Source organism: Ancylobacter mangrovi (genome assembly GCF_024752335.1).
GTDB lineage: Bacteria > Pseudomonadota > Alphaproteobacteria > Rhizobiales > Xanthobacteraceae > Ancylobacter > Ancylobacter mangrovi.
The window spans coordinates 349,696-373,857 of the sequence record NZ_JANTHY010000002.1 but is presented as its reverse complement, the minus strand read 5'-3'; the positions used below and the strand labels follow the sequence as shown (position 1 = coordinate 373,857).

20 protein-coding genes and 2 tRNA genes are annotated in these 24,162 nt (G+C 70.3%); 13 read left to right on the top strand and 9 right to left on the bottom strand.

The genetic code is table 11. The features are described 5' to 3' along the window. Nucleotides 1-63: 63 nt before the first annotated feature. The 7 genes from NVS83_RS07555 to NVS83_RS07525 all read right to left on the bottom strand — a co-directional run bounded on the left by NVS83_RS07555 (nucleotide 64) and on the right by NVS83_RS07525 (nucleotide 6,345). Nucleotides 64-507, bottom strand: a complete 444-nt coding sequence (locus NVS83_RS07555; RefSeq protein ID WP_258731902.1) for an RrF2 family transcriptional regulator — start codon at nucleotides 505-507, stop codon at nucleotides 64-66. 9 nt (nucleotides 508-516) lie between these two features. Next, nucleotides 517-990, bottom strand: a complete 474-nt coding sequence (gene dut / locus NVS83_RS07550) for a dUTP diphosphatase (RefSeq protein ID WP_258738777.1) — start codon at nucleotides 988-990, stop codon at nucleotides 517-519. Beyond that, nucleotides 987-2,216, bottom strand: coding sequence for a bifunctional phosphopantothenoylcysteine decarboxylase/phosphopantothenate--cysteine ligase CoaBC (gene coaBC / locus NVS83_RS07545; protein ID WP_258738776.1), 1,230 nt, complete (start codon nucleotides 2,214-2,216; stop codon nucleotides 987-989). Before coaBC ends, dut begins: the two co-directional genes overlap by 4 nt. Nucleotides 2,217-2,267: 51 nt before the next feature. After that, entirely contained in the window at nucleotides 2,268-3,836 is a 1,569-nt protein-coding gene (ubiB, locus tag NVS83_RS07540) for a 2-polyprenylphenol 6-hydroxylase (protein ID WP_258738775.1), read from the bottom strand. Nucleotides 3,837-3,840: 4 nt separating this feature from the next. Continuing rightward, entirely contained in the window at nucleotides 3,841-4,605 is a 765-nt protein-coding gene (gene ubiE, locus NVS83_RS07535) for a bifunctional demethylmenaquinone methyltransferase/2-methoxy-6-polyprenyl-1,4-benzoquinol methylase UbiE (protein ID WP_258738774.1), read from the bottom strand. 169 nt (nucleotides 4,606-4,774) lie between these two features. Next, on the bottom strand, nucleotides 4,775-5,680 hold the full coding sequence (locus NVS83_RS07530) for a L,D-transpeptidase (RefSeq protein ID WP_258738773.1): 906 nt from the start codon (nucleotides 5,678-5,680) through the stop codon (nucleotides 4,775-4,777). Nucleotides 5,681-5,865: 185 nt separating this feature from the next. Then, nucleotides 5,866-6,345, bottom strand: coding sequence for a hypothetical protein (locus tag NVS83_RS07525; protein ID WP_258731896.1), 480 nt, complete (start codon nucleotides 6,343-6,345; stop codon nucleotides 5,866-5,868). A gap of 201 nt (nucleotides 6,346-6,546) precedes the next feature. Here NVS83_RS07525 and NVS83_RS07520 point away from each other — a divergent pair, with 201 nt between their 5' ends. The 7 genes from NVS83_RS07520 (at nucleotide 6,547) to NVS83_RS07490 (ending at nucleotide 13,316) form a co-directional block, all read left to right on the top strand. Beyond that, nucleotides 6,547-7,071 (top strand): GNAT family N-acetyltransferase, encoded by a 525-nt coding sequence (locus NVS83_RS07520; RefSeq protein WP_258738772.1) that lies wholly within the window; start codon nucleotides 6,547-6,549, stop codon nucleotides 7,069-7,071. A 3-nt stretch (nucleotides 7,072-7,074) separates the two neighbouring features. Continuing rightward, on the top strand, nucleotides 7,075-7,968 hold the full coding sequence (locus NVS83_RS07515) for a DMT family transporter (protein ID WP_258738771.1): 894 nt from the start codon (nucleotides 7,075-7,077) through the stop codon (nucleotides 7,966-7,968). Nucleotides 7,969-8,096: 128 nt separating this feature from the next. Then, nucleotides 8,097-9,317, top strand: coding sequence for an ABC transporter substrate-binding protein (locus NVS83_RS07510; protein ID WP_374115024.1), 1,221 nt, complete (start codon nucleotides 8,097-8,099; stop codon nucleotides 9,315-9,317). 63 nt (nucleotides 9,318-9,380) lie between these two features. Continuing rightward, nucleotides 9,381-11,294: an ABC transporter permease gene (locus tag NVS83_RS07505; RefSeq protein ID WP_258738770.1), complete on the top strand. Its 1,914-nt coding sequence runs from the start codon at nucleotides 9,381-9,383 to the stop codon at nucleotides 11,292-11,294. Beyond that, entirely contained in the window at nucleotides 11,291-12,052 is a 762-nt protein-coding gene (locus NVS83_RS07500) for an ABC transporter ATP-binding protein (protein WP_258738769.1), read from the top strand. Before NVS83_RS07505 ends, NVS83_RS07500 begins: the two co-directional genes overlap by 4 nt. Then, entirely contained in the window at nucleotides 12,049-12,768 is a 720-nt protein-coding gene (locus NVS83_RS07495) for an ABC transporter ATP-binding protein (RefSeq protein ID WP_258738768.1), read from the top strand. The genes NVS83_RS07500 and NVS83_RS07495 overlap by 4 nt, the downstream gene beginning before the upstream one ends. Before the next feature lie 86 nt (nucleotides 12,769-12,854). Beyond that, nucleotides 12,855-13,316, top strand: a complete 462-nt coding sequence (locus NVS83_RS07490) for a MarR family winged helix-turn-helix transcriptional regulator (protein ID WP_258738767.1) — start codon at nucleotides 12,855-12,857, stop codon at nucleotides 13,314-13,316. Between the two features lie 53 nt (nucleotides 13,317-13,369). Here NVS83_RS07490 and NVS83_RS07485 read toward each other — a convergent pair whose 3' ends face one another. Then, nucleotides 13,370-14,122: an aspartate/glutamate racemase family protein gene (locus NVS83_RS07485; RefSeq protein ID WP_258738766.1), complete on the bottom strand. Its 753-nt coding sequence runs from the start codon at nucleotides 14,120-14,122 to the stop codon at nucleotides 13,370-13,372. A gap of 53 nt (nucleotides 14,123-14,175) precedes the next feature. Next, a tRNA-Gln gene (locus NVS83_RS07480) sits at nucleotides 14,176-14,250 on the bottom strand. Nucleotides 14,251-14,424: 174 nt separating this feature from the next. Here NVS83_RS07480 and NVS83_RS07475 point away from each other — a divergent pair. The 6 genes from NVS83_RS07475 to treY all read left to right on the top strand — a co-directional run bounded on the left by NVS83_RS07475 (nucleotide 14,425) and on the right by treY (nucleotide 24,155). After that, nucleotides 14,425-14,501 (top strand) — tRNA-Pro (locus tag NVS83_RS07475). Nucleotides 14,502-15,416: 915 nt separating this feature from the next. Beyond that, nucleotides 15,417-16,751, top strand: coding sequence for an MFS transporter (locus NVS83_RS07470; protein ID WP_258739118.1), 1,335 nt, complete (start codon nucleotides 15,417-15,419; stop codon nucleotides 16,749-16,751). A 137-nt stretch (nucleotides 16,752-16,888) separates the two neighbouring features. Beyond that, the gene (locus NVS83_RS07465) at nucleotides 16,889-17,581 is read left to right on the top strand and encodes an SOS response-associated peptidase (RefSeq protein WP_258738765.1); all 693 of its coding nucleotides are present in this window, start codon (nucleotides 16,889-16,891) and stop codon (nucleotides 17,579-17,581) included. A gap of 129 nt (nucleotides 17,582-17,710) precedes the next feature. Then, on the top strand, nucleotides 17,711-19,774 hold the full coding sequence (gene glgX / locus NVS83_RS07460; RefSeq protein ID WP_258738764.1) for a glycogen debranching protein GlgX: 2,064 nt from the start codon (nucleotides 17,711-17,713) through the stop codon (nucleotides 19,772-19,774). Continuing rightward, nucleotides 19,771-21,612, top strand: a complete 1,842-nt coding sequence (treZ, locus tag NVS83_RS07455; RefSeq protein ID WP_258738763.1) for a malto-oligosyltrehalose trehalohydrolase — start codon at nucleotides 19,771-19,773, stop codon at nucleotides 21,610-21,612. The genes glgX and treZ overlap by 4 nt, the downstream gene beginning before the upstream one ends. Continuing rightward, the gene (gene treY, locus NVS83_RS07450) at nucleotides 21,609-24,155 is read left to right on the top strand and encodes a malto-oligosyltrehalose synthase (RefSeq protein ID WP_258738762.1); all 2,547 of its coding nucleotides are present in this window, start codon (nucleotides 21,609-21,611) and stop codon (nucleotides 24,153-24,155) included. The genes treZ and treY overlap by 4 nt, the downstream gene beginning before the upstream one ends. The last annotated feature ends 7 nt before the right edge of the window (nucleotides 24,156-24,162 follow it).

The window sequence follows — 24,162 nt, the reverse complement described above, 5'->3', positions numbered from 1 at the left end:
CGAGATCGGCCCGGTGCTACCATATTCACGAAATAATGTCGAGGAACGCTATAATATACAAAATTATATGGTGAAATCGATGCCCTCGGGCAGTCCCCTGCGCAGCGTGTTCTGCGCGGCGGCGCGGCACAGAGTCTCGATCGTGATCTCGTCGAGCGCGTTCTCGAAGGCGCGCTCCGCCTCCGCCACGGCGGGCTGCACGATGTCGATGACGATCGGCGGGAAGGCGGCCATGGCCTCGCCCGCCTCCGCCTCGACCACCCGCACCACTTCGGCCACGGTGATGCGCCGGCGCTCGCGCGCGAGCTCATAGCCGCCGCGCGGGCCGCGAACGCCCTTCAGCACCCCCGCATGCACGAGCGACTGCAGCACCGGCTCGAGATGGCGCGGGGGAAGCTGGTGACGGGCCGCCAGCGCCTTCGCGGCCACCGGCGCGCCGCGCGCGTGAAGCGCGACGTCGACCACGGCGGCAATGGCGAGCAGGCTTTTGTCGGATAAGCGCGGCATGGCCTCTCGCTAACGCGATATTGTCCCGCCGTCGAGCCCCGTTGAACCGAATCCACCGCTGCCGCGTGTTGTTTCGGTTAATTCCCCGGCCTCGATGAGCTGAATGCGCGTCACCGGCGCCACCACCATCTGCGCGATGCGCTGGCCGCGCTCGAGGATAACCGGCGCCTCGCCGAGATTGACCAGCAGCACCTTCACCTCGCCGCGATAGTCGGAATCGACCGTGCCGGGCGCGTTGAGGACGGTGAGCCCCTGCTTCAGCGCGAGGCCCGAGCGCGGCCGGATCTGCGCCTCGTAGCCCTCCGGCAGCGCGAGGCACAGCCCGGTCGGCACGGCGGCGCGGGCGCGCGGGGCGAGCACCAGCGGCTCATCCGCCGGCAGGGCGGCGAGAAGGTCGAGCCCGGCCGCGCCGTCGGTGGCGTAGGCCGGCAGCGGCAGGCCGGCGGCGTGGGGCAGGACGGTGACGGGAACGGGAACGCTCACGTGGCGGCCTCCATCGGCCCGAGCGCGGCGGCGACCCGCGCTACCAGCCGGCCGGCGACGTCGGCCTTGGAGGCGCGCGGCCAGTGCTCGACGCCCTCCGCGGTGATGAGGTGGACAGCGTTCTCGTCGCCGCCCATCACCCCGCCCTCGATGCCGCTGCGGCGCGACACGTCGTTGGCGACGATCCAGTCGCAGCCCTTGCGCGCGCGTTTCGCCTGCGCATAAGCGACGACGTCCTGCGTCTCCGCCGCGAAGCCGACGACGAGGCGCGGCCGGCGGTTCGACAGATGCGCCACGGTGGCGAGGATGTCGGGATTCTCGGCCAGCGCCAGCGCGGGGATCGCCTTGCCGTCCTTCTTCATCTTCTCGTCCGCCTCGCTCGCGGTGCGCCAGTCGGCCACGGCGGCGGCGAAGATGGCGGCGTCCGCCGGCAACGCCGCCTCCACCGCCGCCAGCATCTCGCGCGCGGTCTCGACATGGCGCACCGCGACGCCCTGCGGGTCGGGCAGGTTCACCGGGCCGGAGACGAGCGTGACCTGCGCGCCCGCCCGCGCGGCGGCGGCGGCGATGGCGTGGCCCTGCTTGCCCGAGGACCGGTTGGCGATGTAGCGCACCGGGTCGATCGGCTCGTGCGTCGGGCCGGAGGTGATGAGCACGTGCCGTCCGGCGAGCGGGCCGGCGGGCGCGAGCACCTGCTCGGCCGCGGCGACGATCTCGAGCGGTTCGGCCATGCGCCCGGCGCCCTCCTCGCCGCGCTCGGCCATGGCGCCGGCATTCGGCCCGACGAAGGCGATGCCGTCGGCGACGAGCCGGTCGACGTTGCGACGGGTGGCTGCGTGAGCCCACATCAGCGGGTTCATCGCCGGGGCGACGAGCACCTTCTTGTCGCTGGCGAGCAGCACGGCGGAGGCGAGGTCGTCGGCGAGGCCGTGCGCCATCTTCGCCATCAGGTCGGCGGTGGCCGGCGCGACGATCACGAGGTCCGCCTCGCGCGAGAGCCGGATATGGCCGACATCCTGCTCGTCCTCGCGGTCGAACAGCTCGGTGAACACCCGGTCATGGGCGAGCGCGCCGGCGGCGAGCGGGGTGATGAAGTGCTGCGCCGCCGCGGTCATGACCACGCGCACGCCCGCACCCCGCTCCTTCAGCCGGCGGATCAGGTCGAGGCTCTTATAGGCGGCGATGCCGCCGCCGATGATGAGCAGGATGCGCTTGTCCGCGAGCATGGTCCTTCCACCTTCCGCGCCCTGGCAGCGTTGATGCCGCCGCCGGCGCCGTCACGTCAGCAGGTTGAACGCGAGCAGTACCACGATGACCCAGAGTGCGATGCTCATCCAGCGATTGCCGCGCCCCTCGGCACGCCCGATCGCCTCCGTGGTCTCCGGCGCGAGGGTGAGCCCGTGCCGCGTCGCGGCGTCGAGCTGGTCGGCGATGCGCTGGCCCTGGGCGATGAGGTCCGGCAGCGACTGCAGCGAGCGGCCGATCGCGCTGACGCCGTGGGCGACCTCCTCGATCCGCCCGACCGGGCCGAGATTGCGCTCGATCCAGTTCCGCACCACCGGCTCGGAGGTCTTCCACATGTCGAGCTGCGGGTCGAGCGAGCGGGCGACGCCCTCCACCACCACCATGGTCTTCTGCAGCAGCAGCAGCTCGGGCCGCGTCTTCATGTCGAACAGGGCGGTGACTTCGAACAGCAGCGTGAGCAGCTTCGCCATCGAGATCTGGTCGGCGCGGCGCGAATAGATCGGCTCGCCGATGGCGCGGATCGCCTGCGCGAAGTCCTCCACCGAATGATGCGCGGGCACGTAGCCGGCTTCGAAATGCACCTCGGCGGTGCGCTTCCAGTTGCGGGTGATGAAGCCGTAGAGGATCTCGGCGAGGAAGCGCCGCTCCTTCAGCCCGAGCCGGCCCATGATGCCGCAATCGACCGCCACCAGCCGGCCGTCGGGATCGACGAACAGATTGCCCGGGTGCATGTCGGCATGGAAGAAGCCGTCGCGCAGCGCGTGGCGCAGGAAGGACTGCATGACGATGCGCCCGATCGCCGGCAGGTCGTGGCCGGCGGCGCGCAGCCCCTCGAGGTCGTTCAGCTTGATGCCGTCGATCCACTCGGTGGTGAGCACCTCGCGGCCGGTGCGGTCCCAGTCCACCGCGGGCACGCGGAAATCGGGCTCGGCCTGCGTGTTCTGGGCGAGCTCCGAGAGCGCGGCCGCCTCCAGCCGGAGGTCCATCTCCATCGCCACCGAGCGCGCCAGCGTGTCGACGATGGCGACGAGCCGCAGCCGCTGGCCCTCGGGCGAGGCGCGCTCGCCGAGGCGGGCGGCGCGGTAGAAGGAGGAGAGGTCGATGCGGAAGCGGCGCTGGACGTCCGGGCGCAGCACCTTCACCGCCACCTTTCGCACCGTGCCGTCGGGATCGCTCACCTCGCCCTGGTGCACCTGGGCGATGGAGGCGGCCGCCAGCGGCGGGCCGAGCCGCTGATAGACGACGCTCGCCGGCTGGTCGAAATTGCGGACGATGGTCCGCTCCGCCACTTCCTGCGGGAAGGGCGGCATGCGGTCCTGCAGCGTCTCGAGATCGCGCGCGAGCTGCGCGCCGACCACGTCCGGGCGCGTGGCGAGGAACTGGCCGAGCTTGACGTAGGACGGGCCGAGCCGGGAGATGGCGGCGCCGAGGCGCGCGGCGCTGGAGGCCGGCCCGCGCCGCTCGATCAGCTTCGCCACCGCGAACAGCGGCTCCGAGCCGGGCGGCAGCATGGCCGGATCGATGCGCGAGACGACGCCCTCCCGCGCGAGCACGAAGCCCGCCCGGGCGAGACGCAGGAAATCGCCGAGGGGTGTGGCCACGCCGCTAGATCCGCACGCCGGAATGCAGGGCGACGATGCCCCCGGTCAGCGGCGTGTAGTCCACGCGCTTGAGGCCCGCGGCGCGCATCATCTCCGCGAACGCCTCCGGCGGGGGAAAGCGGCGGATCGATTCGACGAGGTACTGGTAGGATTCGGCATCGCCCGTCACCATCCGGCCCATGCCGGGGATGAGCTTGAACGAATAGGTGTCGTAGATCGCGTCGAGGACCGGCACGTCGACGCGCGAGAATTCCAGCACGAAGCAGCGCCCGCCCGGCTTCAGCACCCGGCGCATCTCGGCCAGCGCCTTGTCCATGCGCGGCACGTTGCGGATGCCGAAGGCGATGGAGGTGGCGTCGAAGGAGCGGTCGGGAAAGGGCAGCTCCTCGGCATTGGCCTCGACGAACTCGACGCGGTCGGCAAGGCCGAGCCCGGCGGCGCGCTCGCGCCCGACGGTGAGCATGCCGCCATTGATGTCGGCGACGGTGGCGCGGGTGCCGGCCCCGCCGGCCTCGACCGTGCGGAACGAGACGTCGCCGGTGCCGCCCGCCACGTCCAGCAGCGCGAACGGCCGGGCGCTCCTGGGCGGGCGGATGCGCGAGACCAGCAGGTCCTTCCACACCCGGTGCAGGCCCATCGACATAAGGTCGTTCATGAGATCGTAGCGGCGGGCGACCGAATGGAACACCTCGTCCACCATCCGCTGCTTCTCGCCCAGCGGCACCGTGCGGAAGCCGAAATGAGTGTCGGCGGCGCCCGCGGCGCTCATACCGGCGGCGTCCGCGCCCAGCGCGTTGCTACCTGCGGAGTCCGTGCCTGCCGCTTCCGTGCCCGCAGCCATCTGCCTCGTCGCTCCGCCGTTGAACCGAAAACGCGGCGGACCATAGCGGAGAGGGCGCGCGCATCCAAGCCGCACCCCGCAGTGCGGCATGGGGGTGTCAGATGACGCGCACCAGGGTGCCGACCTGCACGCGATTGTAGAGGTCGATCACGTCGTCATTGCGCATGCGGATACAGCCCGAGGACACGGCCTGGCCGATCGTGCCGGGCTCGTTGGAGCCGTGGATGCGGTAGAGCGTGTTGCCGAGATAGAGCGCGCGGGCGCCGAGCGGGTTGTCGGGCCCGCCGGGCATCATGTCCGGCAGGTCGGGACGCCGGGCGACCATTTCCGCCGGCGGGCGCCAGTCCGGCCATTCGCGCTTGCTAGAGATGCGCTGCGTGCCGCTCCAGGCGAAGCCCTCGCGGCCGACGCCGATGCCGTAGCGCAGCGCCTTGCCGCCGGGCTCGATGAGGTAGAGGAAGCGCGCCCCGGTATCGACGATGATGGTGCCCGGCGGGTCGGCGCTGGAATAGCTCACGACGTGGCGGTTGAACTTGGGATCGACGCCCTGCCCGCCGCTGACCTCGCGGCGCACCGGCAGCGCCGGGCCGTCCTCGTCGTAATAGTCGTCGTCATAGTCGGGCGTGGCCGCCGCCATCTGCGGTGCGGTGCGGCCGGCGCCATAGTTCGATCCGCCGCGTGCGACGGCCGCGCCCGGGACATTGCCGGGCGGCACGAAGCCGGACGTGGTGTTGCCGCGCGGGACGGTGCCGTAGACCCCGCCGCCCGAGCCGTAGGCCGAGCCCACGGCGAGCGTGCCGGCGCCATAGCCGGGGCCGCCATGGCCGCGGGGAGGCGCCCGGTAGACCTGCCCGGGCGGATAGACGCTCGGCGCGCCGGGCTGCCAGCCATGCGAGCCGCCGGCGCGCGGCGAGCCGTTGCCGGAGAACAGCCGGTAGGAGGATTCGAAGCCGTACATGCCGCTCTGGGCTGCCGCCGGCGCGGCGAAGGCGAAGAGCGCCATCAGCGCTCCGCCGGCGATCCCGGCCACCGCGGGGCGCGGGAGCCCGATGTCAGTTCCTGCGCGGCGCGAATCACGCATGGCGGCGGCAACCTGATGTCGTTTCGTTGGCCACAGTTTTCCCGAACCATGGTTAACGAAGGGTTATAAGCTACCGCCGCTCTGTTCCCGGGAGCCGGGGCGCCGCCTCACGGGCAGCGCACATAGACCATGGTGCCGTAGCGCCCGGCGACTTCCGGGTCGACCCATTTGAGCACCATCACATTGCTGTCGAAGCGCACCACCTCGCGGTCGGTCTGCGCGCCCGGGGGCTCGTCCGGCAGGCCGATATAGGTCGGGCCGGGCGGGGTCTGCTTCGACACCACTTCCGAGGGCTGCGATTCGTCGGCGAGGTACATCATGAAGCCCCCGGAGGGGCCGGCATTGATGACGTAGGGCTGGCGGCAGCCTTCGCGGGCCTGCTTCTCGGTGCGCACCGCATCGTCCGGACGATGATAGGCGGCGAGGCCCCATTTGCCTTCCACCTGCTGCGGCGTGATCGGCGAGATGAACTGCGGCGTCGCCGGCGTGGCGACCGGCGGCGCCGTGGTGGACGGTGCGCAGGCGGCAGCCAGGGAAGCGGCCGCGCCAATCGCGGCGAGATGCAGGAAGCGGGAATGAGACTTCATCGAGCACTCCGGGACGGAAGGATGCCGCACGGACATTCGAGGGCCGGACGCGCGCCCGTCACTGGTGAGATTCGCACGCGCCCACAATGATTCAGCTTTACGCGAGATGACGGGCCGAACATAGTCCGCGCACGCCACAACTTGGAATATTGACGACCCCGCGCCGGTTTTTTCGCGCCCGGCGGGTCGGAGAGTGCGCCCGTGAACGACCTGATCGTGCGGCCGGCCAGCGATGGCGACGGCGACGCCATCGCCGCGCTGATCGCCGAGGCCTTCGCCGAATATGAGGGCTGCGTCTTCGACCGGGCGACCGAATTTCCCGAGCTCGACGCCATCGCCAGCCACTTCGCCGCCCGCGACGGCGCGATCTGGGTGGCGGAAGCGGCGGGCACGGTGCTCGGCTCGCTCGCCATCGCGCCGAGCCGCGATGAGGGCCTCGCCGACGGAGCGATGGAGATCACCAAGGTCTATGTGGCGCGGTCCGCCCGTCGTCGCGGCGTCGCACGCGCGCTCTATGCACGGGCGCGGGCGCTGGCCGAAGAGCGCGCCGCGCCGCTGATTCACCTGTGGACGGATACGCGCTTCGCCGACGCTCATCGTTTCTACGAGAGCTGCGGCTTCGTGCGCCTGCCTGGCGCGCGTGCGCTCGAGGACCTTTCCGCGACCTGGGAATACCCTTATAGCCTCGCCCTGACCTCCCGCTCCCCCGCTTCTCCCGAAGGCTAGGCCATGTCCCGCTCATCCGTCGCGCCGGCCCTGATGGCGGTGGCGGGCATCGGCCTGCTGTCGATCATGGACGGGCTGGTGAAATACGCCGCCGCCAGCCACGACGTGACGCAGGTCGCCGCGCTGCGCTACCTGGTGGGGGCGATCGTGGCGTTCGCGGTGTTCCGCGCCTCGCGCACCGCCTGGCCGGACATGGCGACGCTGCGCCCGCACGCCTGGCGCTCGGTGATCGTCGCCACCACGGCGCTCGCCTTCTTTTACGCGCTCGCCGCGCTGCCGCTGGCGGTCGCGCTGGCGCTGTCCTTCACCTCGCCGATCTTCATCGCGCTGTTCGCCGCGGTCGTGCTGGGCGAGCGGCCGGGGCGCTCGATTTTCGTCGCGCTGGGGCTCGGCTTCGTCGGCGTGCTGGTGGTGCTGTCGGACCAACTCGGCCGGGGCGGGGCGGGCGGCAACCTGTTCGGCGTGGTGGCGGCGCTGATCGCCGCGGTCACCTATGCGATGGCCATGGTCACGCTGAAGACGAGGGCGGCGCGCGACCCGCTGCCCACCATCGTGCTGCTGCAGAATGTGTTCGCCGGCCTGCTGCTGGCTCCGGCGGGGCTGATCCACTGGACCCGGCCGGCCGGGCCGGAGCTGATCCTGTTCGCCGCCATCGGCGTGCTCGGCACCGCCGGGCACCTGTGCATGGCCTGGGCCTATGGCCGAGCCGACGCCAGCCGGCTCGGCGTGCTGGAATACACCGCCTTCGTCTGGGCCGCCGGCATCGGCCTCGCCGTGTTCGGCGAGGTGCCGGCGCCGAGCACGCTGCTGGGCGCGGCGCTCATCGTCGGCGGCGCGCTGATCGCCTCGCGCGGGCCGGCGCAGGTCGCCGAGCCCGAGGTGGAGATCGGGCCGTAATCTCTTGCCGCATCTCTTGCCGCACCTCCTGCCGCCAATTTCGTGCCGCCGGCCGGCGTTGCGGGGTGGACGGGCCGGCGCCGCGCGATACCTTGGTGCGGTCTGAGCCCACCAGTCGGGGAAGAGCCATGCGCCATCCTTACCCTCTGCGCACCGTTTTCGCGGGGGTCGTGCTGATGCTGGCCGCGATGGGGGCCGCGCGGCCGTCCCAGGCGGCCGATCCGATCCGCATCGGCGAACTGAACAGCTACAAGTCCCAGCCGGCCTTTCTCGGCCCCTACCGCCAGGGCATGCAGCTCGCCGTCGACGAGATCAACGCCGCCGGCGGCATAGATGGCCGGCCGCTCGAGCTGATCTCGCGCGACGACGGCGGCAATCCGGGCGACGCGGTGCGTGTGGCGGAGGAGCTGGTCACGCGCGAGCGGGTGGACGTGCTCGCCGGCACCTTCCTCTCCCATGTCGGGCTCGCCGTGGCGGGCTATGCCGGCAAGCGCAAGGTGTTCTTCCTCGCCGCCGAGCCGCTGACCGACAAGATCACCTGGTCCGACGGCAACCGCTACACCTTCCGCCTGCGCGCCTCCACCTACATGCAGGTGGCGATGCTGATGCCGGAGGCGGTGGCTGCCAAGCGCAAGCGCTGGGCTCTGGTCTACCCGAACTACGAATACGGCCAGTCCGCCGCCGAGACCTTCAAGAAGCTGCTGAAGCAGGCCCAGCCCGACGTCGAATTCGTCGCCGAGCAGGCGACCCCGCTCGGCAAGCTCGATGCCGGGCCGGTGGTGCAGGCGATCGCCGACGCCAAGCCCGACGCCGTCTTCAACGTGCTGTTCGGCCCGGACCTCGCCCGCTTCGTGCGCGAGATCGACAATCGCGGTGCGCTGAAGGACGCGTTCGTGGTCAGCCTTCTGTCGGGCGAGCCGGAATATCTCGACCCGCTAAAGGCCGAGGCGCCCGCCGGCTGGGTGGTGACGGGCTATCCCTGGTACGCCATCGACATTCCCGCCCACAAGGCGTTCCTCGACGCCTATCGCAAGGCCTATGACGACTATCCCCGCCTCGGCTCGGTGGTCGGCTACGCCACCATCAAGTCGCTGGCGGCCGGCATTGCCAAGGCCGGCAGCACGGATCCCGAGAAGCTGGTCGAGGCGTTCGAGGGGCTCGAGGTTGTCGGCCCGTTCGGGCCCTTCACCTACCGCGCCAGCGACCATCAGGCGACCATGGGCGCCTTCGTGGGGACGCTCGGGGTGAAGGATGGCGGCGGGGTGATGCTCGATCCGAAATATGTCGACGGGCTCTCTGTCCTGCCCTCCGACGCCGAGGTGAAGGCGCTGCGCCCCGCGTCCGACTGACGGACGCGGGCCTGTGGGCGACGGGCGCGGGCCGCGGGCGCGCCGGGCGGCGGAAAGGCCGGAATGACGTTCGATTCCTCCCTGCTGCAGTCGCTGCTGTTCCAGTCGCTGAACGGATTCGCCTCCGCCTCCGGCCTGTTCCTGGTGGCGGCGGGGCTGTCGATCATCTTCGGCGTCACCCGCATCGTGAACATGGCCCACGGCTCGTTCTACATGCTCGGGCTCTACGGCGCGGTCACGCTGGCGCCGCGGCTCGGTGCGGTGCTGGGGCCCGATCTCGGCTACTGGGCGGCGGTCGCCTGCGCCGCGCTGGGCGTGGCGGTGCTCGGCGCGCTGGTCGAGGTGGTGCTGCTGCGCCGGATCTACGGCGCGCCGGAGCTCTACCAGCTCCTCGCCACCTTCGCGCTGCTCCTGGTGATCAGCGACGCGGTGCTCTGGCTCTGGGGGCCGGAGGACATTCTCGGCCCGCGCGCGCCGGGGCTTTCCGGCGCCGTCGAACTGCTCGGCCGCAACCTTCCGCGCTACGACGTCTTCCTCGCCCTCGCCGGCCCGGCGGTGCTCGCCGGCCTGCACCTGCTGCTCGCCCGCAGCCGCTTCGGCCGGCTGATAAGGGCGGCGACGCAGGACCGCGAGATGGTCGCCGCGCTCGGCATCAACGAGGCGCTGCTGTTCACCGCCGTGTTCGCGCTGGGCGCGGGCATCGCCGGGCTCGGCGGCGCGCTGCAGATGGCGCGCGAGCCGGCTAATCTCGCCATCGACCTGTCCGTGCTGGGCGACGCCTTCGTCGTGGTGGTGGTCGGCGGCATGGGCTCCATCCGCGGCGCCTACGTCGCCGCCGTGCTGGTGGCGCAGGTGAAGGCGCTGTGCATCGCTCTCGGCACGGTGGAGATCGGCGCGCTCGCCTTCAACCTGTCGCGGCTGACCCTCGTCGCCGAGTTCCTGATCATGGCGCTGGTGCTGGTGGTGCGCCCGCACGGGCTGTTCGGCCGTCCGCAGGCCGCCATTCCCCATCGCGGCACGAGCGAGGCGCCGCTGCGCCCGCTCGGAAGGCCGGCCCGTCTCGCGCTGCTTGCCGGGCTGGCGCTGCTCGCCCTGTTGCCGCTGGCCGAGGGCGCGTTCCCCTACGCCCCCGTGCTGGCGCTCGACATGCTGATCGCGGTGCTGTTCGCCGCTTCGCTGCACTTCATCATGGGGCCGGGCGGCATGGATTCCTTCGGCCACGCCGCCTATTTCGGGCTCGGCGCCTATGGCGCGGCGCTGGCGGCGACCGTGCTCGGGGCGCCGACGCCGGTGGCGCTGCTGGCGGGGATCGGCGTGGCGGCCGCCGGCGCGGTGCTGTTCGGCTGGTTCTGCGTGCGGCTCGAAGGCGTCTACCTCGCCATGCTCACCCTCGCCTTCGCGCAGATCGTCTGGTCGGTCGCGTTCCAGTGGGAGGAGGTGACCGGCGGCTCGAGCGGGCTGTTCGGGGTGTGGCCGGACTGGCCGTTCGACAGCCGCGCCGGGCTCTACCTCGCCGCGCTGGTGCTGGTGGCGCTGGCGCTGCTGGCGATCCGGCGGATGGTGTTCGCCCCGTTCGGGCTCGCCCTGCGCGCCTGCCGCGATTCCAGCCTGCGGGCGGAGGCGCTGGGCATTCCGGTGGCGCGGGTGCGCTGGCTCGCCTTCGCCCTCGCCGGCACGATGTGCGGCGCCGCCGGCGGCCTCTACGCCTTTGCCAAGGGCTCGATCTCGCCGGAGGCGATCTCGGTGAGCCGCTCGATCGACGGGCTGGTGATGGTGCTGCTCGGCGGCGTCGAAAGCCTCGCCGGGCCGGTGCTCGGCGCCACCACGCTGACCTTCCTGAAGGACAATGTGATGCGCGAGACCGACTACTGGCGGGCCCTGCTCGGCGCGCTCATCCTCGCCATGGTGCTCGTCGCGCCGGGCGGCATCGCCGGCGCGCTGCGCCGCCTGCGGCCGCGCGCGGGGCGCGCGCCATGAGCGTCCTGGAGGTGGAGGGGCTCGCCAAGTCCTATGGCGGCGTGCAGGCGCTGGACGGGGTGAGCTTTGTGGTCGGCGCGGGCGAATTGCTGGCGCTGATTGGCCCCAACGGGGCGGGCAAGTCGACCTGCTTCAACATTGTCGACGGCCAGATCCGGCCGGATCGCGGCACGGTCCGTCTCGCCGGGCGCGAGGTGACCGGCCTGCCGCCGCGGCGCATGGCCCGGCTCGGCGTCGGCCGCACCTTCCAGATCGCGGCGGTGTTCGATTCGCTCACCGTGATCGAGAACGTGCAGGCGGCGCTGATCGCCGCGCGTCGGCAGACCTTCGCGCTGTGGCGCCCGGCAGCCACGATCGCGCGCGAGGAGGCGCAGCATCTGCTCGAGCAGACCGGCATGGCGGCCCATGCCGGACGCCCCGCCTCCGAGCTCGCCTATGGCGACGTGAAGCGGCTGGAACTCGCCATGGCCATCGCCTCCGAGCCGCTTCTGCTGCTGATGGACGAGCCGACCGCCGGCATGGCGCCGGCGGAGCGGCTGGCGCTGATCGAGCTGGTCAAGCGGCTGACGCGCTCGCGCGGGCTCGCCGTGCTGTTCACCGAGCATTCGATGGATGTCGTGTTCGGCCATGCCGACCGGGTGGTCGTGCTGGCGGGCGGCCAGATCGTCGCCAGCGGCGATGTCGACGCGATCCGCGCCGACCCGCAGGTGCGCGCCCTCTATCTCGGCACCGGACGGGCGGCGGGAGGGCGGGCATGAGCGCGCCGATGCTCGAGGTCGAGGGGCTCGACGCCTGGTACGGCGCCGCGAGGATCCTGTTCGATCTGTCCTTCGAGGTGCGGCGCGGCGAGGCGGTGGCGCTGATCGGCCCGAACGGGGCCGGCAAATCGACCACGCTGAAGGCGCTGATGGGGCTGGTGCGCCGGCGGGCGCGGCGGCTGGCGTTCGACGGCGTGGACATCGCCGACCTGCCTACCTACCGCATCGCCCGGCTCGGCATCGGCTACGTGCCCGAGGACCGGCGGATCTTCACCGACCTGACGGTGGCCGAAAATCTCGACATCGCCGCCCGCCCCGGCGCCGCGGGCGGGCACGGCCCGGCCTGGAGCCGGGAGGCGCTGTTCGACCTCTTTCCCAACCTCGCGCGGATGCAGGACCGCCGCGGCGGCGCCATGTCCGGCGGCGAGCAGCAGATGCTGTCGCTGGCGCGGGCCCTGGTTTCGGCGCCACAACTCCTGGTTCTCGACGAGCCCTCGGAAGGAGTCGCGCCAATCATTGTTGAACAGATGATTGATACCATCGGCGCTCTGAAGGCGAGCGGACTGTCGATCCTGCTTTCGGAACAGAATTACGCCGTATGCAACTCGATTTGCGATCGTGCTTACGTGATCGGGCAGGGCGAATTGCGCTGGAGCGGCCCGATGGCGAGCCTTGACGAGGCTCGAAATCACGATTCAGCGTCGCCGTTGGATTGAAAAAATTGCTGAATGCCTTTGTAATGAAGCTGTGAGCCGGCTTGCCCAGGGTCTGGCCCGTCCGAACAAAAGACCAGGAGAAACCGATGACGGTGGCCCGCGGGTCCAAGGAGACGGATGCTGACGAGAGAGTGGTTCAATCGTACCGTCTGGACGATCAGATCGGCTTTCTCCTGCGCGTTGCCAACCAGCGGCACACCGCCCTGTTCATGGCCCGCATGGTCGGCGGGCTGACCCCGCCGCAGTTCGCGACGCTTGCCCGGCTGCGTGAAGTGGGACCCTGCTCGCAGAATCGGCTCGGCCGGCTGGTGTATCTGGATGCCGCCACCATCAAGGGCGTGGTCGATCGGCTCATCGGTCGCGGCTTCGTGATGACGGCCGACGACCCGCTCGACCGCCGGCGCCGCGCCGTCGGCCTGACCGAGAGCGGCATGGCGATCGCCGAGGAGGCGATCGAGGCGGCGAAGGTCATCAGCGCCGCCACGCTGGAGCCGCTGGAGCCCGACGAGCGCGAGCAAATGGTCCGCCTGCTGAAGAAGATCAGCTAGCGCGTACAGGGTCGCGCGTAGGGTGAGGGGCGGACCCCGTCAGTCCGGTGGTGTCAGTCCAGCTTGGGCAGGCCCGGCGGGGCGAAGTCGGCGAGGCGGCCGACATAGCCCTTCGGCCGTGGCGGCGCGTAGGCGCCGGCCTTGGAGGTGGCGAGGCCGGCGCGCACCAGCCCCTCGGCCAGCGTCACGGCGCCGGCGACCCCGTCCACCACCGGCACGCCGTGCTCGAGCGCCAGCGCACGGGCGAGGTCGGCCATGCCGGCGCAGCCGAGCACGATCGCCTCCGCCCGGTCCTCGCGCACCGCGCGGCCGATCTCGGCCGAGATGCGCGCGCGCGCATCCGAAAGGGGATCCTCGAGCTCCAGCACGGCGACGTCGGAGGCGCGGACCGCGCAGCAGCGCCGGTCGAGCCCGTAGCGCTGCAGATTGCCCTCGATCACGGGAATCGAGCGCGACAGCGTGGTCACCACCGCGAAGCGGTGCGCGATCAGGCTGGCGAGATGAAAGCCGGCCTCGCCGATGCCGATCACCGGGGCGCGGGCGAGGGCGCGGGCGGCGTCGACGCCGGTATCGTCGAAGCAGGCGACGATATGGGCGTCGGCACCCTCCGCCTCGGCCTGCGCGACCGCCGCCAGCAGGCCGGGCAGCGCAAGCGCGTCGTCGTAATAGCCCTCGATCGAGGCCGGTCCCATGGCGGAGGTGGCGGCGCGGATCTCGGTCTGCGGCCCGGCCACCGCCCGCGCGGCGGCGGCGATCTTGTCGGTCATCGAGCGCGTGGTGTTCGGATTGACGAGATGGATGCGCAAGGGCCGGCCGCAGGCGTTCGAATGACAGGACGATGAGCTTCTAGCACGGGAGCTGGCTGGGGCGGGAGGATTCGAACCTCCGCATGGGGGAATCAAAATCCCCTGCCTTACCACTTGGCGACGCCCCAACGGGCGGGGAGGCCCGCATCGGCGCGGACATAGCCACAGGAGCGCGCAGCTTTCAACTGCGGCGGCGGCGGCCCGCACCCGCCCTTGTCCACTGCTGTGCCGGTCATCCACGAGAAGCGACGCCGGCGCCCTTGCGGCGGGCCGCATCGGCGTGCTAGAGGCTCGCGCCGCGGCGGAGTGTAGCGCAGCCTGGTAGCGCACCTCGTTCGGGACGAGGGGGTCGCAGGTTCAAATCCTGCCACTCCGACCAAAATTTCCCGAGTTCTTTCAATAAATTATGCCACCGCGACGGGCGACGCCGAGAGGCGCGCCCATGAAATGGTCCACGAAGCAGCGGCTCCGTGAGCGGGAAGGTCCATAACCTTCTTCGCTGCCCGACGTGCTGAATCACCGGAACGGCCGTCGCAGGGGAGTCGAAAGGCCCTTTCGTCTCTTGATCGGCGACGTGCGAACGCCCATCGGTTTCGAACACATTTATCGGCGGATGGTCGGCCGGGATGTCGACCTTTGCTGTGAGAACTGCCGGGCATCGGCGCTGCTTTCTCGACGGCCGCCCCCCGGGGCATCGTCTGCCAATTCCCCCGTCCCAGACCATCCGGCTTTTCTTCTCCCTCGTCCCACGGATCGAACGGGCGCTTCTTGCCCCCATCTTGCGTCTGTAGAGACCGCCGAAGGCATTGGGCGCCAGCTTCATAGTCGATCGCAGACCGCGCGGTCGTTCTGCGCTGCAACTCCATTTGCAAGGCCACTGCAGTCTAACCGCAGGCAACCTTCATCGGCATGATGAGGTCGGGCGGCCGCAACTCCTTCCGGCAAGAGGCAAAAAGGAGCTTCGCAAGCTGAATCGATCCTTTTGAGGCGTCGAATGCAGCGTCGTGCGCTCCGGCCTGCAGCGCGGTAGCTCCGGGCCCGAGAAAGCGACGTTCCGTCCGCCGTATTCCGGCATCGGGGGCAGGAGGCGCCGTCGCAGGCGGATCTCTATATGTCGACTACTGACATATCTATTGCATGTTATTGCCCGATCTGATTGGGTTCGTTCTCCGACTGAAAAAATTAAAATGTAGGGAGGACGATTACCGTGTCAGATCTAGCTTCCGACCAGGCGGCGGGAGCCGCTTTGGCTTCTGCCAGAACCGCTGCCACTGCCGACACCACTGCCGATGTCATGATCGCCGCACGACTCGAGCGGCTGCCCATGACCGGCTATCAGCGGCTGATCTTCGGCATCATCGCGACGGCGTGGCTGTTCGATTCCATCGATCTGGGATCGCTGACCTTTCTGCTCGGATCGATCCGTGAGGAATTCGGCCTCACGACGACCCAGGCAGGCCTTCTCTCCAGCATGAGCTTCGTCGGCATGTTCCTGGGCGCCGCGCTCGCGGGGATGCTTGCGGATCGGATCGGCCGGAAGTCGGTCTTCCAGATCAGCATGATCTTCTGGGGTCTCGGCAGTCTCTGGTGTGCCTATGCGTCGAACGCCGAGACGCTCGGCTATGCGAGGCTGCTGCTCGGCTTCGGCATGGGAATGGAGTTCCCGGTCGCGCTGGCGATCCTCTCCGAATTCCTGCCGACCGCGAAGCGGGGGCGTTATCTCGCGATCCTCGAAGGGTTCTGGCCGCTCGGCTTCATTGCTGCGGGCGTGCTCAGCCTCTACTTCCTGAGCCATCACGACTGGCGCACCATGTTCCTGTTCCAGGCGTTCCCGGCCCTGTTCCTGTTCGTCGTCCGGGTCATCATCCCGGAGTCGCCGCGCTGGCTGGTAGATGCCGGCCGGACCCGGGAAGCCGAGCGCGTCATGGTCGGGATCGAAGCCAAGGTGCTGAAGCGCCTTCCGGCCGGCACGCTGCTCGACGAGCCGAAACCCCTGCCTCCCCGTCCGCGCCGCGAACGGCGCTCTTCCTTTATGGAGCTCTGGGCCGACGGCTATGCGCGCCGTACCATCATGATCTGGACGGTGTGGTTCTTCGCGCTGCTCGGTTTCTACGGCCTCACCACCTGGCTCAGCGCGCTGCTGCAGGAAGCCGGCTTCAGCGTCATGAAGTCGGTCACCTATACGATCACGATCTCGCTCGCGGGCGTCCCCGGGTTCATCGCCGCGGCGATACTGCTCGACAAATGGGGACGCAAGCCGACGGCGATGCTCATGCTGGTTGGCGCGGCGGTCGCGGCCTACTTCTACGGCAACGCGCCGTCGGTCACCTTGCTGATCGCCTATGGCCTCGCGATGCAGTTCTTCCTGTTCGGCATGTGGTCGGTGCTGTACGCCTACACGCCGGAACTCTACCCGACGCGCTCGCGCGCAACCGGCGCCGGTTGCGCCTCCGCCGTGGGCCGGATCGGCTCGCTCCTGGGCCCCTATGTGATCGGCGTGGTCCTGCCGACGCTTGGCAATCACGGGGTCTTCGCGCTAGGTGCTGGGTCCTTCGTGGTGGCCGCATTGGCGATCGGACTTCTTGGCGTCGAAACCAAGGGAAAGTCGCTCGAGGCGATCTCGCACTGAGGAAGCTTTTTTGAAGCGCGCGGCCGCCGGGCCGCCGGCGGCCGCGCACATCGTTCGGGACGGGGGGGCCGGCGCAAATACTGCCCCTGCGACGACTATTCCAGCTTTTGTCGCGACAAAATTGGCGTTGGCGGTCGATGTGCAATCTCTACAGCCACCACTCCAATGTCGACGCGATCGCTGATCTCGTCGGCACGCTGAAGAACAAAGCCGGCAACCTTCCCCCGCAGCCGGAGATCTTCCCGGACTATCCCGCGCCGGTCGTGCGCATGGGCGTGGACGGCGCAGAGCTCGCCATGGCCCGGTGGGGCATGCCCTCGCCGGTGTTCGTGCTGAAGGGGAAGAATCGCGACCCCGGCGTCACCAACATCCGCAATGTCGGCTCGCCGCACTGGCGCCGCTGGCTCGGGCCGGCGCATCGCTGCCTGGTGCCGTTCACCAGCTTTTCGGAGAACGCGCCGGTGACGCACGAGGTCACCTGGTTCGCGCTCGACGAGACCCGCCCGCTCGCCTTCTTCGCCGGCCTGTGGACCAACTGGACCAGCGTGCGCAAGGTGAAGGAGGGTGAGGTCACAGCCGACATCTTCGCCTTCCTGACGACGGAGCCGAACGCGGTGGTGAAGCCGATCCACCCCAAGGCGATGCCGGTCATCCTCACCACCGCCGAGGAGCGCGAGGTCTGGCTGCGCGCACCGTGGGAGGAGGCGAAGGCCCTGCAGCGCCCGCTGCCGGACGACGCGCTCAGGATCGTCGGCCACGGCCTGCTAGAATCGACCGGCCGCCCTGCCCAGGGCGACCTGTTCACATCCCCCGCGCGCGAAATATCCTGATCCCCGCCGGGAACGGCTGGCAGCGAGAGATGTTGCCGGCAGGCAGGCACTATGCTGCCGGGGCGAGGGCCTCGGCGGGTGCCGGCGGCACGGGTGGTCGATACTGGCGACCAGGGATCAGGGGCACAGATGAGACGCGTCAATCCGGGCTACGCCTTTCCTCTCGGTGTGACGGTCGACAGCACGGGGACCAACTTCGCGCTGTTCTCCGACAATGCGGCCGGGGTCACGCTGTGCCTGTTCGACCGGCTCGGCGAGCGCGAGGTGGAGCGCATCGAGCTGCACGAATGCACGAACGGGGTCTGGCATTGCCACCTGCCCGGCGTCGGACGCGGGCAGGTCTATGGCTGGCGCGTCTCCGGGCCCTGGCTGCCGCAGGAAGGCCACCGCTTCAACTTCAACAAGCTTCTGCTCGACCCCTATGCGCGCGCGCTGGTGGGCGGCATCAGCTGGGACGACGCGCTCTACGGCTACACCATCGACGGCAGCCCCGATTCCGACCTCGTCATGGACGAGCGCGACAGCGCGCCCTTCATGCCCAAGGCCCGCGTGGTGGCGGGCGCGCCGCTGGTCGCCACCGCCCACCCGCGCGTGTTCTGGCCCAAGACGGTGATCTACGAGGGGCATGTGCGCGGGCTGACCATGCGCCACCCTTTGGTGCCCGAATCGATCCGCGGCACCTTCACCGCGCTCGGCCAGCCGGAATTCGTCGACCAGCTGGTAAAGCTCGGCGTCACTGCGCTGGAGCTGCTGCCGGTCCACGCCTTCCTGCAGGACCGCCACCTCGTCGACCGGGGGCTGAGCAATTACTGGGGCTACAACACGCTGAACTATTTCGCCCCGGAGCCGCGCTATCTCGGCGAGGACGGGCTGGAATCGATCGGCGAGGCGGTGGACCGGCTGCATCAGGCGGGGATCGAGGTGATCCTCGACGTGGTCTACAACCACACCTGCGAGGGCAACCATTTCGGCCCGACGCTCTCCTTCCGTGGCATCGACAACGCGTCCTACTACCGGCTGCTGCCGGGCGACCCGCGCTACTATGACGACCTGACCGGCTGCGGCAACGCGGTCAATACCGACCATCCGCGCGTCCTGCAGATGATCATGGATTCGCTGCGCATGTGGGCGCAGCTCTACGGTATCGACGGCTTCCGCTTCGACCTCGCCGCCACGCTGGGCCGGCGGCCGGACGGCTTCGATCCCGGCCATGCCTTCTTCAACGCGATCCTTCAGGACCCGGTGCTGGGCGATCTCAAGCTGATCGCCGAGCCGTGGGACGTCGGGCCGGGCGGCTACCAGCTCGGCGCCTTCCCGCCCGGCTTCTCGGAGTGGAACGGCGACTATCGCGACGTGGTGCGCCAGTTCTGGTGCGGCTCGGAAGGGCTGCTGCCGAGCTTCGCCACCCGCTTCGCGGCCTCGGCCGACATCTTCTCGGAAGGGCGCCGCCGGCCGTGGTCAAGCGTGAACTTCATCACCGCGCATGACGGTTTCACCCTGCACGACCTCGTCTCCTACAACGACAAGCACAACGAGGCGAATGGCGAGGACAACCGCGACGGCCACGACGACAACCGGAGCTGGAACTGCGGCGTCGAGGGCGAGACCGACGATCCCGAGGTGCTGGCGCTGCGCCAGCGCCAGAAGCGCAACCTGCTGGCGACGCTGTTCCTCAGCCAGGGCATTCCCATGCTGCTGGGCGGCGACGAGCGCTCCAACTCGCAGGGCGGCAACAACAACGCCTACTGCCAGGACAACGAGATCGGCTGGATCGACTGGTCGGACGAGGACCCCGAGCTCACCGATTTCGTCGCCCGGCTGGCGGCGCTGCGCAAGCGCAACTCGGCCCTCTCGCGCCCCGAATTCCTGACCGGCGCCCGCAACGAGCTCGGCCATCCCGACGTCGCCTGGTTCTCCAATGGCGGCAAGCGCATGAGCGAGGAGGACTGGGCCAACCCGCACAGCAAATGCCTGACGGTGCGCCTCTCCCCGGTCTTCCGCGACGAACATTCGCTGACCATCATGCTCAACGCCTCCCATGTCGACGTCGACTTCGTCGCCCTGCCGACCAAGTCGGGCGGATGGGAGGCGGTCCTCGCCACGGGCAACGATCTGGAAGGCGCGCGCCTCGCGCCCGGCGAGACCTTCACCATGCCCGCGCGCACCCTCGTCGTATGGGAGTGGCACGAATGAGTGGGAGTTCCGACACGACGCCGCCCGATAATCCGCCGCCCGATAATCCGCCGCCCGATAATCCGCCGCCCGGCGCGCCGCCACGGTTCGGGCCGCTGGCGATCGCGGGCGGCACGCGCTTTCGCCTCTGGGCGCCCGACGCGCCGGCGGTCGAGCTGCTGATCGAGGGCGCCGAGCCGCGTCCCATGCAGCCGGCGGAAGACGGGTTCCACGTCGCCGACGTTCCCGGCGCCGGCCCGGGCACGGCCTATATGTTCCGGGTCGGCGGGAAGGACGTGCCGGACCCCGCCTCGCGCGGGCAGCGCGAGGATGCCGAGGGCTGGAGCCTGGTGCCCGAGCCGCCGGCGGACGATGCGCCCTTCGCAAGACGGCCCTGGCACGAGGCGGTCATCGCCGAGCTTCATGTCGGCGCGGCTACCCCCGACGGCACGCTGCGCGCCCTGATCGAGCGGCTCGACCATTACCGCGACGCCGGCTTCACCGTGATCGAACTGATGCCGCTCGCCGATTTTCCCGGGCGCTGGAACTGGGGCTATGACGGCGTGCTGCTCTATGCGCCCGACCGCAGCTACGGCACGCCGGCGGACCTCCACGCGCTGATCGAGGCCGCCCATGCGCGCGGCCTCGCGGTGATGCTGGACGTCGTCTACAACCATTTCGGCCCGAGCGGGAACTTCCTGCCGCTCTATGCGGGCTCCTTCTTCCGCGAGGACGTGCGCACCCCGTGGGGGCCGGCGGTGGACCTCGAGAACCCGCTGGTGCGCGCCTTCTTCGTCGAGAACGCCCGCTACTGGCTGGGCGATGTCGGCTTCGACGGGCTGCGCTTCGACGCCGTCCACGCCCTCACCACCGGCGGCGTCGAGACCTTCCTGCGCGAGCTGGCGCTGGGCTGCCGGGCGGTGAAGCCGGACGCCTATCTGGTGCTCGAGAACCACGACAACATCGCCGGCTGGATGACCCGCGAGGAGGGGCTCTACGACGCGCAGTGGAACGACGACTGGCACCATGTCTTCCACGTGCTCGCGACCGGCGAGAGCCGGGGCTACTACCGGCCCTATGCCGGCGACCCGGTCGGCGGGGCCGGGCGGGCGCTGGCGGAAGGCTTCGTGTTCCAGGGCGAACCCTACCCGGACGCGGAAGGGGCGCCGCGCGGCGAGGCCTCGCGCGACCTGCCGCCGGAGGCCTTCGTCGCCTTCATCCAGAACCACGATCATATCGGCAACCGCCCGCTGGGCGACCGGCTCGCCGGCGCGGTGGAGCCCAAGCGGCTCGCCTTCCTGCGCTTCGTGCTGATGCTCTCGCCTTCCGTGCCGCTGCTGTTCATGGGGGAGGAGGCGCTGCTGGCGACGCCCTTCCCCTTCTTCTGCGATTTCGGCGGCGAACTCGCGGACGCCGTGCGCGAGGGACGTCGCAGCGAGTTTCCCGACTTCTTCAGGGACCACGACGCGGCGAGCTTTCCCGATCCGCTCGACCCCGCGACCTTCCAGTCCGCCAAGCTGCGTCCGGCCGATTTCGCCTCCGCTTCGGCGCAGGCCGAGCTCGACGCCTTCCACCGGCTGGCGGAATTGCGCCGGCGCCTCGTCTGGCCGCTCACGGCGAGCGAGTTCCTCGGCGCCGACCAGGCGCGCGAGGGCGACGCGCTGCGCCTCGTCTGGCGCTTTGCCGCCGGCACGCTGGTGATGGCGCTGAACCCGGGCACGGAGCGCGTGGTGATGGCCGCGCCGACCGGACGGCCCGGCATGCCGGTGGCGACCAGCCTCGGCGACGTGCTCCACGAGACGGACGGGCGGCTTGCGCTCGGCCCCTTCGCCGCGGCCGTGTGGAGCCTTGCCGCATGACGCCTCCGCTGCGCGCGACCTACCGGCTGCAATTCCACCGCGATTTTCCCTTCGCCGCGGCCGAGGCCATCGTGCCCTATCTGGCGCGGCTCGGCGTCAGCCACGTCTACGCCTCGCCGATCCTGGCGGCGGTGCCGGGCTCAATGCACGGCTATGACGCGGTCGACCCGAACCTGATCAATCCCGAGCTCGGCGGCGCGGCGGGCTTCGAGGCGCTGGCGGCAGCGCTGGCGGCGAACGGCCTCGGCCTGATCCTCGACGTCGTGCCGAACCACATGGCGGCCTCCAGCCACAATCCCTACTGGATGGAGACGCTGGAATTCGGCCCCGCGGCGCCCGCCGCCGCGCTGTTCGACATCTGGTGGGAGGCGGGCCGGCTGCTGCTTCCCGTGCTCGGCGACCCGCTGCGGGCGACGCTGGAAGAAAGACGCCTTCGCCTGCGCGCCGACTGGGAGGCCGGGCGCTTCGTCGTCGCCTATGCCGAGCATGCCTTCCCGCTCGGGCCCGTCAGCGTCTCCGCCCTTCTGGAGCCGCTGGCGCATCGCGAGGGCGCGCTCGCCCCGCTCGCCGGCGTCTGGGCGGCACTGGCCTCCGGCAATGTCCACGCGCCCGCCATCGCGGCGGCGCGCGAGGCGATGCGCGTGCTCCCCGAGGCGGCGCGGGAGAGGGTGGAGGAGGCGCTCGCCGGCGCCGACCTCGCCGCACTGCTGGAGACCCAGCACTGGCGCCTCGCCTGGTGGCGCACGGCGGCGGACGAGCTCAACTACCGTCGCTTCTTCAACATCACCGACCTCGTCGGCGTGCGGGTCGAGGACCCGGCGGTGTTCGAGGCGACGCATGCGCTGATCCTGTCGCTGGTGCGGCGCGGCCTCGTGCAGGGGCTTCGCATCGACCATGTCGACGGGCTCGTCGACCCCGCCGGATATCTGGAGCGGCTGCGCGCGGCGGTCGGCCCCGACGTGCCGGTATTCGTCGAGAAGATCCTGGAGCCGGGCGAGGTTCTGCCCGCCTGGCCGATCGACGGCACCACCGGCTATGAGCGGCTGAACGACATCAACGCCCTGTTCGTCGACGAGGCCGGCTACCGCGCCTTCGAGGCGGAGCTGCGCGCCGCCAACCTGCTGCGCGGCACCACGGGCGAACGCGTCGCGGCGGCCAAGCGCGAGATCATGCGCACCAGTCTCGGCGCCGAGCTCTCCCGGCTGGTCGGGCTGGTGCGCGAGGGGCTTCGCGAGGAAATGGAGCGCGGCGACATCACCGAGGGTGCGCTCGCGCGCGCGGTCCTCGCCCTTCTCGTCCACTGCCCGGTCTATCGCAGCTACGCGACCGACCACGCGCACGATCCGGCCGATACGGCCATCTGGGCGGCGACGCTGGAGCGCGTCGAGGCGCATGAGGACCCGATGACGGTGGCGGCGGCGCGCCTGCTGCTCAAGCGGCTCGAAAAGCCCGAAGTCGCCGGCGACCGCGCGTTCCGCCGCTATTTCCAGCAGGTCTCGGGGCCGGCCATGGCGAAGGGCTTCGAGGACACCGAGCTCTACCGCACGCCGATCCTGGTCTCGGTCAACGAGGTCGGCGGCGATCTCGACCATCCCGCGCGCGAGCCGGGCGAACTGCGCCGCCTGTTCGCAGCGCGGGCGCGGATGGGTGCGTGCGACCTCGTCCCGCTGGAGACCCACGACACCAAGCGCGGTCCGGAGACGCGTGCCCGGCTCAACGCCCTGTCGCATCGCCCCGCGCTCTGGCGCGACTTCCTGCGCGAGGCCGCCCCGACGCTCGCCCGGCTGCGGGAAAAGGGCGAGGGGGGCGCCGTCCCCGACGGGCTGGAGGAGCGGCTGATCCACCAGACGCTGATCGCGACCTGGCCGATCACCATGGCGCGCCTCGAGGGTTATCTTCTCAAGGCGCTGCGGGAGGCCAAGCGCCACACCACCTGGGAGACGCCCGACCAGGCTTATGAGGCGGCGGTGCTGCGCGTCGCCGGTGAACTGGTCGAGGGCGCCGGGGGCGAGGACTATCGCCGCCTTGTCGTGGAACTGGTGGCGCGCCTCGCGCCGGCCACGCATGTGCTCTCGCTCGCCCAGACGGCGCTGCAGCTTACCTTGCCGGGCACGCCGGACATCTATCAGGGCACGGAATTCCGGGATTTCTCGCTGGTCGACCCCGACAATCGCCGCCCGGTCGATTTCGAGCGTCGTCTCGCCGCGCTGTCGGGCGAGGGGGAGCCGGAGGATGTGGAGAAATGCGGGCTGACGCACCGCCTGCTCGGGCTGCGGCGCGACCTCGGCTGCTTTTCCGGCGGCGGTTACCGACCGCTCGACTTTGCGCCTTCGCCATGGCACTGGTTCGGCTTCGTGCGCGAGGGCGAGGGTGATGCGGTGCTCGTCGTGGTGCCGACCCGCGTGCCGGAGGGCGTGCCGCCGGAGATGACGGCACTTGAGCCGCCGGCGGGGTTCCGCGATCTCGAAGGCCGGCAGGTCTCTCTTGCCGGCCACATGCTGGAAGCGCGCCTGCCGCTGCTGGTCGCGCTGAGGCGGGGCTGAGCCCCGC

Excerpts from the sequence above, each read along its gene's own strand:
- NVS83_RS07555 (WP_258731902.1), bottom strand. The coding sequence starts at position 507 with ATGCCGCGCTTATCCGACAAAAGCCTGCTCGCCATTGCCGCCGTGGTC.
- coaBC (WP_258738776.1), bottom strand. The coding sequence starts at position 2,216 with ATGCTCGCGGACAAGCGCATCCTGCTCATCATCGGCGGCGGCATCGCC.
- ubiE (WP_258738774.1), bottom strand. The coding sequence starts at position 4,605 with ATGAGCGCCGCGGGCGCCGCCGACACTCATTTCGGCTTCCGCACGGTG.
- NVS83_RS07530 (WP_258738773.1), bottom strand. The coding sequence starts at position 5,680 with ATGGCGCTCTTCGCCTTCGCCGCGCCGGCGGCAGCCCAGAGCGGCATG.
- NVS83_RS07525 (WP_258731896.1), bottom strand. The coding sequence starts at position 6,345 with ATGAAGTCTCATTCCCGCTTCCTGCATCTCGCCGCGATTGGCGCGGCC.
- NVS83_RS07515 (WP_258738771.1), top strand. The coding sequence starts at position 7,075 with ATGTCCCGCTCATCCGTCGCGCCGGCCCTGATGGCGGTGGCGGGCATC.
- NVS83_RS07510 (WP_374115024.1), top strand. The coding sequence starts at position 8,097 with ATGCGCCATCCTTACCCTCTGCGCACCGTTTTCGCGGGGGTCGTGCTG.
- NVS83_RS07505 (WP_258738770.1), top strand. The coding sequence starts at position 9,381 with ATGACGTTCGATTCCTCCCTGCTGCAGTCGCTGCTGTTCCAGTCGCTG.
- NVS83_RS07500 (WP_258738769.1), top strand. The coding sequence starts at position 11,291 with ATGAGCGTCCTGGAGGTGGAGGGGCTCGCCAAGTCCTATGGCGGCGTG.
- NVS83_RS07495 (WP_258738768.1), top strand. The coding sequence starts at position 12,049 with ATGAGCGCGCCGATGCTCGAGGTCGAGGGGCTCGACGCCTGGTACGGC.
- NVS83_RS07490 (WP_258738767.1), top strand. The coding sequence starts at position 12,855 with ATGACGGTGGCCCGCGGGTCCAAGGAGACGGATGCTGACGAGAGAGTG.
- NVS83_RS07470 (WP_258739118.1), top strand. The coding sequence starts at position 15,417 with ATGATCGCCGCACGACTCGAGCGGCTGCCCATGACCGGCTATCAGCGG.
- NVS83_RS07465 (WP_258738765.1), top strand. The coding sequence starts at position 16,889 with ATGTGCAATCTCTACAGCCACCACTCCAATGTCGACGCGATCGCTGAT.
- glgX (WP_258738764.1), top strand. The coding sequence starts at position 17,711 with ATGAGACGCGTCAATCCGGGCTACGCCTTTCCTCTCGGTGTGACGGTC.
- treZ (WP_258738763.1), top strand. The coding sequence starts at position 19,771 with ATGAGTGGGAGTTCCGACACGACGCCGCCCGATAATCCGCCGCCCGAT.
- treY (WP_258738762.1), top strand. The coding sequence starts at position 21,609 with ATGACGCCTCCGCTGCGCGCGACCTACCGGCTGCAATTCCACCGCGAT.